This window comes from Paenibacillus sp. AR247, from assembly GCF_002968895.1.
In the GTDB taxonomy this organism is placed as follows: Bacteria; Bacillota; Bacilli; order Paenibacillales; family Paenibacillaceae; genus Paenibacillus_AQ; species Paenibacillus_AQ favisporus.
Genome location: NZ_PCZT01000010.1, coordinates 49564 through 62009, shown reverse-complemented (window position 1 = coordinate 62009; position 12446 = coordinate 49564). Strand labels below are relative to the sequence as shown.

11 protein-coding genes and 2 pseudogenes are annotated in these 12446 nt (G+C 54.2%); 1 reads left to right on the top strand and 12 read right to left on the bottom strand.

The window, feature by feature from the left end; translation table 11 throughout:
• The 7 genes and pseudogenes from CPT76_RS19790 to CPT76_RS19760 form a co-directional block, all read right to left on the bottom strand.
• The coding region (locus CPT76_RS19790) for an FAD-dependent oxidoreductase (protein ID WP_258168667.1) at positions 1–514 on the bottom strand (514 nt) is incomplete at its 3' end.
• A 204-nt stretch (positions 515–718) separates the two neighbouring features.
• Positions 719–1411 (bottom strand): aspartate/glutamate racemase family protein, encoded by a 693-nt coding sequence (locus CPT76_RS19785; RefSeq protein WP_105444180.1) that lies wholly within the window; start codon positions 1409–1411, stop codon positions 719–721.
• A 197-nt stretch (positions 1412–1608) separates the two neighbouring features.
• Positions 1609–3330: an outer membrane protein assembly factor BamB family protein gene (locus CPT76_RS19780; protein WP_105444179.1), complete on the bottom strand. Its 1722-nt coding sequence runs from the start codon at positions 3328–3330 to the stop codon at positions 1609–1611.
• Positions 3331–3505: 175 nt separating this feature from the next.
• A pseudogene (locus tag CPT76_RS19775) lies at positions 3506–4214 on the bottom strand (carbohydrate ABC transporter permease).
• Between the two features lie 3 nt (positions 4215–4217).
• Entirely contained in the window at positions 4218–5168 is a 951-nt protein-coding gene (locus tag CPT76_RS19770) for a carbohydrate ABC transporter permease (protein WP_094597123.1), read from the bottom strand.
• 76 nt (positions 5169–5244) lie between these two features.
• Positions 5245–6383, bottom strand: a pseudogene (locus tag CPT76_RS19765) (ABC transporter substrate-binding protein).
• A 307-nt stretch (positions 6384–6690) separates the two neighbouring features.
• Entirely contained in the window at positions 6691–7590 is a 900-nt protein-coding gene (locus CPT76_RS19760; RefSeq protein ID WP_105444178.1) for an AraC family transcriptional regulator, read from the bottom strand.
• A gap of 96 nt (positions 7591–7686) precedes the next feature.
• On the opposite strand from CPT76_RS19760, the gene CPT76_RS19755 reads away from it, so the two are divergent.
• On the top strand, positions 7687–8883 hold the full coding sequence (locus CPT76_RS19755) for an acyltransferase family protein (RefSeq protein ID WP_105444177.1): 1197 nt from the start codon (positions 7687–7689) through the stop codon (positions 8881–8883).
• 187 nt (positions 8884–9070) lie between these two features.
• Here CPT76_RS19755 and CPT76_RS19750 read toward each other — a convergent pair whose 3' ends face one another.
• The 5 genes from CPT76_RS19750 to CPT76_RS19730 all read right to left on the bottom strand — a co-directional run.
• Complete coding sequence (locus CPT76_RS19750) at positions 9071–9916, bottom strand: Gfo/Idh/MocA family oxidoreductase (protein ID WP_105444176.1); 846 nt, start codon at positions 9914–9916, stop codon at positions 9071–9073.
• Positions 9913–10995, bottom strand: a complete 1083-nt coding sequence (locus CPT76_RS19745) for a Gfo/Idh/MocA family protein (RefSeq protein ID WP_105444175.1) — start codon at positions 10993–10995, stop codon at positions 9913–9915. Before CPT76_RS19745 ends, CPT76_RS19750 begins: the two co-directional genes overlap by 4 nt.
• Before the next feature lie 217 nt (positions 10996–11212).
• Positions 11213–11596, bottom strand: a complete 384-nt coding sequence (locus tag CPT76_RS19740) for a DUF302 domain-containing protein (protein ID WP_105444174.1) — start codon at positions 11594–11596, stop codon at positions 11213–11215.
• Between the two features lie 59 nt (positions 11597–11655).
• On the bottom strand, positions 11656–12039 hold the full coding sequence (locus CPT76_RS19735) for a rhodanese-like domain-containing protein (protein ID WP_308737638.1): 384 nt from the start codon (positions 12037–12039) through the stop codon (positions 11656–11658).
• A 123-nt stretch (positions 12040–12162) separates the two neighbouring features.
• The coding region (locus CPT76_RS19730) for a rhodanese-like domain-containing protein (RefSeq protein WP_105444172.1) at positions 12163–12446 on the bottom strand (284 nt) is incomplete at its 5' end.

Sequence of the window (12446 nt, the reverse complement as noted above, 5' to 3'; positions counted from 1 at the left end):
GCAGATCCGGCGCTACCACGTAGCTTGCCGTACGAAAAAGCGAATAAAATAAATGTCGCAGCATGGGGTCCTTGATATTCCCCTCCAGCCATTCCCGGAGACTGGCCCGCTCGTACCGGAGCGTATCCAGTTTGCCAAGCTTCGCCAGCCAGGAGGCGAGCTCCACCTTCCCTTTCCAGGACAGCAGCGGCGTGGTGAAGAGCGATTTGACCCCCATCGGCATGGTCACCAGCTTCCCGTTCCAAATGCCGAATGCATCGGTGGAGGGCTGGCCTCCCTGCAAACTTAGCCCAAGCTCGCGGAAGGTCGCAAAAGCATCGCCGTGATACAGAGCATGCCCGCCCAGATTGAAGTATGCTCCCTTCTTTTTCACCGTGATGGCTCGCCCGCCGAGGCGCTCCTGCTTCTCGATCAGAATCGTCCGTTTCCCCGCCTTCGCCGCATACACCGCTGCCGTCAGACCTGCTATGCCCCCTCCAACTACCGCCACATCATAATCGTATTCCATCTCCATCTCGATCATCCCTTTCGGTGATTTTACCCGTATGACGGGGAGTGAGGATGGGATGTGACAACATCGGCCGGGAAATTTCTTTAAATATTTTTTGGCTGTACTGGCGTTCTCCAAACTCTATATAATTTAAAAAACGCGCCATGGCGGGCGCGCTGTCGATGAACTCCTATTTTAATTGGTCCGTACGGGATTCAGCTCCAAGTTTCACGCTTTCAAAGACATATTTACAGCCTCGCAAGCATGGATGTAGGTTGTGTCAAACAGAGGAACTTCTGCGTCTTCCGGCTTCACCAGTAGTCCAATTTCTGTACAGCCTAATATAATCCCTTCGGCTCCGGATTCGATTAAGCCTTGAATAACCTTTTTATAATAATCTCTGGATTCCTGATGAATCTTGCCCAGGCATAACTCTTCGTAGATGATCTTGTTTACGGCCTCTCTGTCATCCCGATCTGGAACGATTACCTGAATCCCGTTCAGCTCCAGGCGTGATTTATAAAAATCCTGTTCCATAGTGTACTTCGTGCCAAGCAGCCCAACCGTCTGAATCTGGCTTTCTTTGATTTGGGCTGCTGTAGCATCCGCTATATGCAAAATGGGGATCTGGATCCTGGACTGAATATCATCGACAACTTTATGCATCGTATTGGTGCAAATGACGATAAAGTCAGCGCCCCCTTTTTCCAAAGCGCGTGCGGTTTGGCCTAGCACTTCTCCCGCCTTTTCCCAGGCCCCTTCCGCTTGGTAACGTTCAATTTCTTCAAAATCAACACTATATAACAGGCATTTCGCAGAGTGCAGCCCGCCTAACCTACTTCTTACTTCTTCATTGACCATTCGATAGTACAAAGCAGAAGATTCCCAGCTCATTCCGCCAATAAGACCGATTACTTTCATTTTATGCTCATCTCCATTGTCCTTGGTTTGTCTTTAAAAATCAACTCCGATTAACCTTCATTTCTGTAAAGTAAATGTGGAAAAACGGCGGTCATCCCGCCGTTTTCAGTATACATTAGGCTGCTTAAGGACAATAGGAATTTTTCCATTCGTTCTGTGTTCCTTACTCCTGCTCTAACCGCGAGGATCCGCCAACGTTATTTCGCGGCGGCCTCCTTGGTTACCTCCACCGTACCCTTGCCGGCGTTCCATTTCACCTGCACACCCAGCAGATCACCGAAGTCCTTGATCGGCACGTAGAGCGAGCCGTTCAGCGTCGCCGGGGAGTAAGACAGTGCGGCTTGCTTCCCTTCTATGAGAGCAAAAGGGGAGCCGTCGGCGATCGAGAAAACGCGCGTTCCGTAGGTCACAGTCGTCCGCTTCGTCTTGGCGTCGTAGGCGACCTTGGCTCCGAGCGCTTCCGTCAGCGACCGGAACGGGATGAACATCCGGTTGTCTGCCGACATGACACCCGCTCCAACCCGCAGCGGAAGTGCCTTCCCATCCAGCGTAACCTTGGCATCCGACTTCGCGAAGGCTCCCGCCGTACTGCCCCCAGCAGCGGGCTTCGCCAATTCGGAAGGCAGCGTGTACGCATACAGCTGGCTTTCCGCCTGGACGAGCAGCATGCCGCCCTCAACCTGAAAAGCTCCGTAACTGCGCGCCTTCGTCTGCGCACGGAACAAAGCCTTCCCCGTCGAGACGTTCAGCGCATAGACGGTACCGTCACTCTGGCCGACGTACAAGCCGGATTGAATCATATCGATGCGGCTGGCCGGATTATCGGGGCCGTTATAATTAACATACGAACGATCTACGATTTTGCGCGCATGAATCCCGCGGCTGTCCTCATCCAGGAAAAACAGCTTGCCATTATAGGGGCCCGCGATGAACTCTCCCCGATCCGCTATCAATTCCGGCTTCACAACAGCGGGATCGGCGTCGTAATTGAAGCGGAAGACACCATCGCCGGCAACGGCCGCATAGACATCATTGCCATTCATCACCACTTTATATGGGGGATAGACCGGGTTATCGTCTGCCTTTAAGGCAACAAACTTCTTGCTTGCCGTAATCTTGCCGGTCTTCACATCCACCTCGTCGATGTTCGCCGCAGTCTCCACATAATCAGCATTCGGCCACTGGTCCTCGAAGTAAAGCTTATTCCCTTCCGACTTGAGAAGCCCCGTATGATCACCCGGCAGCCGCCACAGCGTTTTGCCTGTGGCTGGATCGATCCCATAAGTTGTATAGACGGTGATCGCTCCCGATTCCACGGCGCCCGAGAGCAGCGTTCCACCGACGCGCTGAGGCAGGGACTTACCGTCCTGATTCCGCCATTTCTCCTTGCCTGTAGCAGGATCGACCGAGATGAGTGAACCGCCGGCAAAGACGTACAAGGTCCCGCCGTCCATGGATATCTCGGGCGCATGCCCCGATGGAGCACGGTAGATGCGTGTGCCCTTGCCGGTCGTCTTATCGACCCGGTAGACCGAGCCGTCTTTGGCGCCGACATAGAGTTTCGTTTCGTCGGTACTCGTGAGGGTTGCATGGCCAAGTCCTGTCCCGAACGACCACAGCGTCTTCCCGGTAGCGGCCTCCTTCGCAGTCAGCTTGCCGCCCGCGATGTAGTAGACCTTCCCTTGCCCCGCTATAACTACGGAAGGATTGGAGGCGGACGAGTCCTTCGGCGCATCGAGCGCCGCCGTCCATTTTGGCTTGGCGAGCGGTATCGGATTCGTCACATAAAATTCCGAGCCCGGGCTCGAATAATTTGCGTTCGGTCCGGAGGTTTGAGCCCACGCGGACGGGCCTGTCCAGGCACTCCCGAGCGTCCCGGCGAGCAGCAGCCCGGCAGCGGCCATAGTCCATTTTCGCATAATCGATATCCTCCCAGCTTTTAACGAAATTTACCTACTGTCTTATGGACGCTGTGAGCCGGGGCAAAGTTACAAGGTTGGAGAATTGAAAAAAGGCCGATTGGAGTTTCCAACCAGCCTTTATATATGCGGCACAAACTTGCCTTCCCTTTGAGATCGCCAAGGGGTGCATGAATCATTTGAACCCCGTAAAAGCAGATCCGGATTGCATATAGTACTTCTGTCCGAAAAAATAGAGCAAAATCATCGGAATCGCCATGATCGTCGACGCGGCCATCAGCTTTTCCCATTGCGCCCCGTGATCCTGCTGGAATCCCTGCAGACCGAGCGTCAGCGATACGGAACTCGGATGCACCATCCATTTTCGCGGCTTCGGACAGCTCCTTGGGGATGCCTAAGAGAAATTGCCTCAATAAGAAAATGTAGAACGGTGCGCCGAAAAAGGCCCCGATCGTCAGCGGCAGGATAGTGTTGACCCAGCCCAGCTTGGCGAAAATGATGTACTGCGGAATCAGCTGCACCTGTGAGGGCAGGATCATTGTTGCCAGGACGATCGCGAAAATGATCTTGCTCCCCACCCACGGAATCCGGGAGATCGAATAGGCCACCAGCGGGGAGGCAAACAATTGCCCGATAATGCAAACGACGCAGATAACCAGGGTGTTCAGCATATAGTGTCCGAAAGGCACCGTTTCGAACGCGGCCTTGTAATTCGACCATTGAAACGATTCCGGCAGGATGCGCGGCGGCAGTTCAAAAATTTCGTTCGACGACTTGAGCGAAGTGAACACGAGCCAAACGAACGGAAAGAGAAAAAAGAATGCGAACAAAATCAGCATCGTATGTGGAAAAATTTTCGTGCGAAACAGCTTGCCAGTGCTCATCCGCTATTCACCCCCGTAGTAGACCCAGCGTTTGGACGTTTTGAGGACCAGCAGCGTAATCAGCATGACGATCACGAACAGGATCCAGGCCAGCGCCGAGGCGTATCCCATTTTCAAATTGATAAAGGCTTCCTGGTACAAATTGACGGCATAGAACAATAACGACTGCCCCGGCCCGCCGAGAGCGCCGCCGCTTGACTTGCCACCCGCCAGAATGTAGGATTCCGTGAAAATTTGAAAAGCCCCGATGAGTCCCATAATCAGCTGGAACAAAATGATCGGCGACAGCGCCGGTACCGTGATTCTCCAGAACCGGTGCCACCAGTTGGCGCCATCGACCTGGGCCGCTTCGTAGTAGGTTTGGGGAACCCCTTGCAGCGCCGCGAGAAAAATGAGCGCACCCGCTCCGGAGCCCCACAGTCCCATCAGGATCAGGGAAGGCTTGGTGAACCGGGGGTCGAGCAGCCAGGCCGGATCGGGAAGATGCACCCAGCGTAAAAAAATGTTGACCAAGCCGAAGTCCGGATTCAGCATCCAGGTCCAGAGCAGGGCGCTCGCCACGCCGGGAATGACGGCCGGGAGATAAAAGATCGTGCGGTAGTAGCGGATGCCCTTCACCTTGAAATTCAACAGCAGCGCAATAAGCAGTGAGCTAAACAGCGTGACCGGAACGGATATGAACGCCATGAACAGCGTGTTGCTGATCGATTTATAGAAGCTGCGGTCTTTCATGATCGCGGCGTAATTGTCCATACCCACCCATTTTGGCGGATTGAATAGATCGTATTCCGTCAGGCTAAAGTAGAGGGAGCTGAAGAAAGGATACACGGTAAAAATCAGAAACCCGATGATCCATGGGGAAGCGAAGATCAGCCCCAGCCAAAAATAATGCCACTCCTTCCTCGTCCAGCCCCTTCTCCGCCTAGGCGCCGCTGAGGATATCGTTTCAATCATCTGCACGTCCTCCTCGTGATTGTTGGAATGCGGGCCCGGCCCAGGAGCGGACCGAGCCCGGATGTAAAGAACCGGATTATTTGACTAAGGGCTGGATCTTGTCCTTCACCCGTTTCAATCCTTCGTCCAAGCCGACTTCCCCGCGCAGGATCGCGTTATACTGGTTCGAGAATTCGGTCATGTACTCCGTCGAAAAGGACGTAGCCGGGAAGGAATGCAGGTTTGGGCTGGAGGAATACTGTAAAAACTCCTGGAAGCCCGGTACTTCCTTGTAAATTTCATGTGTCTGCAGTGAGGTTCGGGTCGGCAGATTGCCGATGGCCGCAGTGAACTCCGCCATCTGCTCCGGCTCGGTCATCCATTTCAGGAACTGCCACGATTCTTCCGGATGCTTCACGCCTTTCGGAATGTAAAATACGCTGGTCGAGACGTTGCCCGGGTCCTTCAGGCTCGGGTTGCTCTCATCGTACGGAATGGGCGCAATGCCGTATTTCAGGTTGGGGGCGTACTGCTTGATGAACGTCGGCAGCCATTCGCCGTCGATCGTCATCGCGTATTTGCCCGTAAAGAATGGATTCTGCGGCGACATGTACTGCCCCAAACCGGACGCGAAGCGATCGAGCTCCTTCGATCCGAATTGATCCCAGATTCCTTTTCCGAATTCTACGGCCTTCTTGACCCCCGCATCGTCGGGCGTGACCTGCTTCTTATCCGCATCGTAATAGGAGCCGCCGTAAGCGTAGCTGAACGTATAGGCATCGACGCCGGGCCACAGGCCCAGCTGCTGGAGCTTGCCTCCATCCTCCTTGACGCTCAGCTTCGCAATGTACTCCTTGAGCTGGCCCATCGTCTCCGGCGGCCCGCTAAAGCCCGCCTTTTCCAGCAGCTCCTTGTTATGAAAAGCATCGAGACGTGCATCGCGATCGGTAAAGCGTATGTTTTTCCATTCGATTGGGAAGAGCTCAGTGCAGCAGGCACGAAGTCGCCGAGGTCGACGTTATCCTTCTTGATAAAATCGTCCAGCGGCATCATGGCCCCGCGTTCGCCCCACGGCACGACATCCTGACCGAAGTTAGACGCGACGTCCGGCGGATTGCCACCGGTAATCGCCGTCAGCTGCTTCTGGTAATCGCTCTGGGACAGCCCCTTTACCTGAATGTCCGGATTGGCATCATTCCATTTCTTGATCAATTTCTCGAGGGCTTCAGCCTCCATGCCGGTCCAGCCGTACCAGAAGCTCAGCTGCACCTTCTCTTTCGGGGCATCGCCGCCCTTCGCTTCGCCGCCTTCCTGGCTGCCCTCTGCCGCATCTTTGCCGCCGCAGCCCGACAGGACCGCGACCAGCAGGAAAACCATCATGAGCCCCCATGTACTCCCTTTTCGCATCATGTCTCTTCCCTCCTTAATCTTGGGGCGGCAGCCCGCCAAAGCGCGCTTGCCGCCGTCAACTACCCACATGTTATCATGTAAGCGTTTTAGTTAATTTCACTATTGTCTCTAGTAATTGGATTATCGTTAAAACTTAAAATGGCTTGCCCATCACCTGTTTTCGGAACTGATTCGGGGAAATGCCCGTGTATTTTTTGAAAATCCGGCAAAAATACGCGAGCTCGTTGAATCCCGTGGCATAGCATACGTCCGTGATGGACATGGACGGCCGCTGCAGCAGGACGAGCGCGTTGGATATCCGTAAATCGACGAGATAGCGGTTGAAGGTCTTGCCCGTCCACTCTTTGAACAGCCGGCAAATCGTCGGCTTCGACATGTTGGATATGGCGCAGATATGCTCCAGCTTGATGTCCTCATGCGCATTCCGGTCGATGTATTCGACGACCTTGTTCATCGTGTCGCGGTACCTTTCGTCCCCGTTCACCTGGCGGATGATGATCGACAGCAGCTGCAGGAGGCTGGCCTTCAGGACGATTTCAAAGAAGGGCGTCCGCTCCTCGTATTCCCCGAGCATATCCTGAAGCAGGCCGCGGATTCTGCCGTCCGTGACGCCGTCGAAGGCGATCTGCGAATGCGGCGTGCAGTCCGACTGTGAGAAATGCTTCAAATACTCGGCGTCGAAAAATCTCCGCTCTCCCGAAGGATCCGCGAAGCGCTCGTTGATGAAGGACGGCATAAACTCACAGCCGAGGATCTCCCCCTCTGTCTCGAAAGCCTGCACGCGGTGCAGCGTAAAGGGGGGAACGAGGAACAAATCGCCTTGCCGGATCCGGTACTGCCGGTTGGAGATCGTATGCACGAACTCGCCTTTGGACACGTACCAGATCTGATAATAGTCATGGAAATGGGTGGACAGGCTGACGAGGGCGTTCATCCGGTACATCTTGCAGTGCAGATTCTCCAGCATCTCGAGCTTCGAGTTGAAATAGATGACTCCGGCGCGGGTCAATCGATCGATATCGAGCTTTTTCATTCGGCACGACTCCTCTCATTTGATACGGAAGTACAATCTTTCCCCTCGCGAATCGCCTAGAATGGGATTCAAAAATCGAGGGAGGCTCGCACTTGCATGAAGACTAAAATCGCTTATTTGGATGGTTTAAGAGGACTGGCGGCCTGCGTAGTCGTGGTGTCCCATTTTTTTCAGGTCTTCGCGCCGTCTGTCTTCGAAGGAAAACCGGAGATCGCCCACTTTCCCTTTGAAGGCTTGGCCGCGCGAACGCCGCTGAACCTGATATTCAACGGCAACTTCTCAGTTTGTGTCTTTTTCGTACTGAGCGGATACGTGCTGAGCTGGCGCTATTTTCTCACGAAGGACAAAATGCATATTTACGCATCCGCGTTGCGCAGGTTTTTCCGGCTCGCCATTCCGGCTTCGCTGTCCGTACTCCTCGCTTTCGCGGTTACGCGGCTGGGCTGGGGATTTTATGACGACATCCGCCAAACGACCCAGTCGTCGATGCCCGATCCCTTCACGGCCAGCCCCCGTGTACTCGACATGATCCGGGAGGCGCTGTACCACACCTTCTTCACATATGGATCCGCTTACAATCCTGTGTTATGGACCATGACCTATGAGCTGCTGGGTTCCTTCCTTATTTTCGGGTTTCTGCTGACCCTCGGCCGCTTCAGGCTGCGGATCATCGGTTATGCCGCTCTAGCGGTGCTTCTCGCCGATTCCTATTACCTCGGGTTCGTGCTCGGCATGGCGCTCAGCGACTTGACGTACAGCGGCCGCAACCGGCTGACCGCCGTTCTTCCTCCTTGGAGCGCTCCCCTGTTTCTGGGGGCTGGACTTTATCTCGGCTCTTTCCCTTACGTGGGGACCGAGAACACCATCTACTCCATCCTGGTATGGAAAGGCTCGTCCACCTTTTCGTTCTTCGTGTTCTACCATACGCTGGGCGCTTGCCTGACCTTAACGGCCCTGCTCATCTCGCCCCGCCTCAAGTCACTGTTCGGCCGGCAGCCCTTCCTCTACCTCGGCATGATATCCTTCTCTTTATACTTGGTTCACTTCACCATCATTTGCTCGCTGGGTTCCTATCTGTTCTATCAGTTCCACCTCCTGTTCTCTTACGGCCTTAGCACAGTCCTCACCGTTATCCTAACAACTCCTTTTATCTTTGCATTAGCCCATCTTTTCTGCCGGTTCGTCGATGCTCCCACGCTGGCAACACTTAGTCCGTGGAGCAGGCGGGTCATGGATCGGCTGGTTCGGAAAAAGCCCGGCGGCATGCCGGTTGAAAAATCGAAGGGGATTTAGCATATGGCTACTGGCGAACCCATTCCAATGCAAAAAAATCTCCGGAGACTCGTTTCCAGCGCCATCGTGCGCTGAGGGGCGAGTCTCCATGGAGATTGAATGCTGCCATCCTACATGAGTCAGGCGCAACGCAAAGCAGCCATTCCCGTTCTCCGCGATAATGGCTGCTTTGTTCTGTTCCTGCCGCTTACCGGCTCTCCGGCAGATCGATCCAGCGATACGGCTGTTTGGCGGCGATTTGGCCGTTTTCGATGATCGACATAATGGCGATTGTCTCGGCAGGCGGCACGCTCACTTGTCCGGTCTCGAAAAACGCCACCAAATCCTGAATGAAGCGCTGAAAATAATCCGATGCCGGCTGAACGACGCGGCAGGTACCCGAATCGTAGTTGACGGCCATCATGAACGGGCAGCCCTGACCCGGCTGCTGAATCGTGGCCTGCCGGCCGCCCGCGAACTCGATCAGCAGTGCCGGCACAGCCTCTGTGCCGACGAACATGACGCGCTTCGCGTCTGTACCCATAAGCGCGACAATCGGCTCGATCTGGTGGATCGAGTAGTTCTCGAACGAGCCCGGACCAAGGCTCGATATCACCCGTATCCCCGCGCGCTCGATTCCCCCGTATTCTTCGGCATAACGCAGCGCGGAAGAGGAATACAGCGGTGTGTGATGCTGCGCGGCCCGCTCGAACAGGCGCAAGGCGGCTGCCCGGTCCGGGGCAAACGTCTTGTCCACGTACGTCGGTTTACCCGAAGCGAGCGGCAGCTCCGCCAGCGCCTCATGCTGCTCCGGGTTGTCAGGCGACAGCACGATCAGATAGTCGCTTTGGGCGATCACCTCTTCGATCGTGTCGCACCACGTCACGCCGTGTTTTGCGCACCATTCCCGATTGGTCATCCCATGCTCCGCGTCCTTGACCGCATACGCAAAGGCGACCTCCATCGCCCCGCCCGAGGCGTCCTTGATCCATCCGGGATATTGGTTGGCATGCCATTCGTCCAGGTAATAGTCGATAAAGCCGATTTTCTTCATGCCTGCGCCACTCCAGCTTCCGTTAAGGAAATCTCGCAGCTTTCTTCAGAGGATTGGTAAATGGCCTCGATCATTTGCGCAGTCAAAATCACCGTGTCAATGTGCGACGGCAGCTTTTCACCGGAATGGATGCCCGCGATAAAGCCGTCGATCTCCTCCTGGAACGCATTGGTCTTCGGATAGTTCGGCGTGCTTTCAATCAATGCGCCGTGCTTCGCCGAATACAGCTTAAACTCTTGACCATACTGAAGGCGAATGCCCGCCTTGTCACCGAGGAAATCAATGTACGTTTCTTCCACGCCGATGTTTTGCGCCCAGGCGCCGTTGACCGAAATCGTCGGGCCTTCAGTCCGAATCATCGCCGTCACGAAGTCGTCGACGTCATAGCTGCCCTCATAGTTTGGAGGACCCGCCCACATGTTCAGGTAAGCGTAATTTTGCATGTCCTTGCCCAGCTTGGAGTACGCCTGCCCCGTCACCGTCTTCGGCCGCGGATCGCCCGCGCAGTACATGACGATATCCAGATAATGAACGCCCCAGTCGATCAGCGCCCCGCCGCCGGCGACCGCCTTGGTCGTAAAATCACCGCCGAGCCCGGGAATAGAGCGATGGGCGCGGAAGCTGACCACGACGTGGTACAGCTCGCCGAGCTCGCCGCTTTCAATCATCTGCTTGATGATGTTGACGCCTTTATTGAAGCGGTTGACGACGCCGATGTTCAGCGTCATACCGGTTTCGTGCTGTACCTTCTGCATCTCCAGCGCCTCCCGGTACGTCCGAGCCGCCGGCTTTTCGCACAGCACATGCTTGCCTGCGCGCATGCAGTCGATCGCGATCTGAGCATGAACGTTGTTCGGCGTGCAGATCGATACCGCCACCACGTCCGGGTCCTCCAAAATGACCTGATAATCCTCCACCGCCGTGCCGCAACCGTACTGCTCGGCGGCTTTCTCAGCCCGCTCCTTGCGAATGTCGCAGAAATACTTGATCTCGGCATCCTTGTTCGCCATGTACGCCGGGATGTGCGCATTGTTGGCAATGGTCCCGCAGCCGATCACAGCTACAATCGTTTTTGACATAACCTGTTCCCTCCCATGGTCCTGAACCCGGTTAGGCAGATCCGGATTGCAGAGAATAGTTTGACCGATATACGATTCATAAAAAAAATGCCATCAGCCTTCTCAGCTGACAGCATTTCATTTGTCTATCGTTCACGGCCAACTTACCGACATGTTATCATGTAAGCGGTTTAGTTGATTTTACTATCGTATGGGAAAATAGGATTATCGTATCCGTTTATATACTCTTATCCACACATGCCGTCAGGCGCTTTTCGATATCGGATGCAATGCTCATCAAGGCATCGTTCTCTGCCAACCCGATCAATGCCGTTGGTTTGGGCATACCGATCTTGGTTGTTCCGTTCTCCACGTACACAGCCAGCTTGCACGGCAGGAAATATCCGACCAACGCATCTTCAGACAATACCCGTTTAGCTTCAACCGGATTACAAACCTCCAGGATCTCATACGGCATATCGAACTCAACACCCTTTTCGTGAAGCTTCTCCTTCATGTCCAACCGCCAAAGGACGCCGAACTTTTCCGCCTTCAGATTTTCCGTCAGAGCTTCAATCGCTTGTTCAATCGTTTTGGTCGTTTCAACCGTGTAATGAAACATCGCATGTCAGCCTCCCGTATTTGATCTCGCCATAGATTAACCAAACATAATCATGAATATTACTTACGCGTCAGCTTACCGTTCCAGGCGCTCAAACCACCCTTTAGATGTCCCAGCTCCTTGTGCCCATTTTTAAGCAGCATCTTCGCCGCGCTTTTACTGCGCATACCGCTACGGCAGTAGAGGAGCACCGGTTGATCCTTCGGGATTTCAGTGAGCAATCCGGGCAGTTGGGACAGTGGCATATTTTGCGCCCCGGCAATAAATCCTCCCTTAAATTCACCCGGTTCACGGACATCGATCAGCAGGGGTTTAACCGGCTTTTTCATTTCGTTGCTAAACTCCTGCGCGTTTAGGTTCCGGATTCCTTTAACCGGTCTTAACCTCGAAAATACAAACCATCCAAACAGTACGATGATAACGAAATTGATGATTGTTCCCATTTGCATAGTTTTCACATCCTTTAGCTTTCGCTTGTTTCAGAAAAGCATGAGCTTGTACCGTTAACAGCTGCCGGAACCCACACTTATGCTGAACACGGGCCATTTATATGGTTTTGCCGGAGATCAGCGGACAACATCATTCCAGTCGTTCATGCCTCCCGTCATATTCACCACGTCGAATCCTTTTTCACTCAGCAATTCACACGCAAGGCCGCTGCGATTGCCGCTACGGCAAATCACGATAATCTCCTTCGACTTATCAAGCTCATGCAGACGTCCAGTAAGCTGCCCAAGCGGAATATGCTTGGCGCCTTCTAAGTGACCCGCAGCCCATTCCTCGGGCTCCCGAACATCCAGCATATACAACTTCTCCCCATGATTCAGTCTTGATGCCACTTCCTGCGGTG

Excerpts from the sequence above, each read along its gene's own strand:
- CPT76_RS19750 (WP_105444176.1), bottom strand. The coding sequence starts at position 9,916 with ATGAAGAAAATCGGCTTTATCGACTATTACCTGGACGAATGGCATGCC.
- CPT76_RS19785 (WP_105444180.1), bottom strand. The coding sequence starts at position 1,411 with ATGAAAGTAATCGGTCTTATTGGCGGAATGAGCTGGGAATCTTCTGCT.
- CPT76_RS19740 (WP_105444174.1), bottom strand. The coding sequence starts at position 11,596 with ATGTTTCATTACACGGTTGAAACGACCAAAACGATTGAACAAGCGATT.
- CPT76_RS19770 (WP_094597123.1), bottom strand. The coding sequence starts at position 5,168 with ATGATTGAAACGATATCCTCAGCGGCGCCTAGGCGGAGAAGGGGCTGG.
- CPT76_RS19735 (WP_308737638.1), bottom strand. The coding sequence starts at position 12,039 with ATGGGAACAATCATCAATTTCGTTATCATCGTACTGTTTGGATGGTTT.
- CPT76_RS19760 (WP_105444178.1), bottom strand. The coding sequence starts at position 7,590 with ATGAAAAAGCTCGATATCGATCGATTGACCCGCGCCGGAGTCATCTAT.
- CPT76_RS19780 (WP_105444179.1), bottom strand. The coding sequence starts at position 3,330 with ATGCGAAAATGGACTATGGCCGCTGCCGGGCTGCTGCTCGCCGGGACG.
- CPT76_RS19755 (WP_105444177.1), top strand. The coding sequence starts at position 7,687 with ATGAAGACTAAAATCGCTTATTTGGATGGTTTAAGAGGACTGGCGGCC.
- CPT76_RS19745 (WP_105444175.1), bottom strand. The coding sequence starts at position 10,995 with ATGTCAAAAACGATTGTAGCTGTGATCGGCTGCGGGACCATTGCCAAC.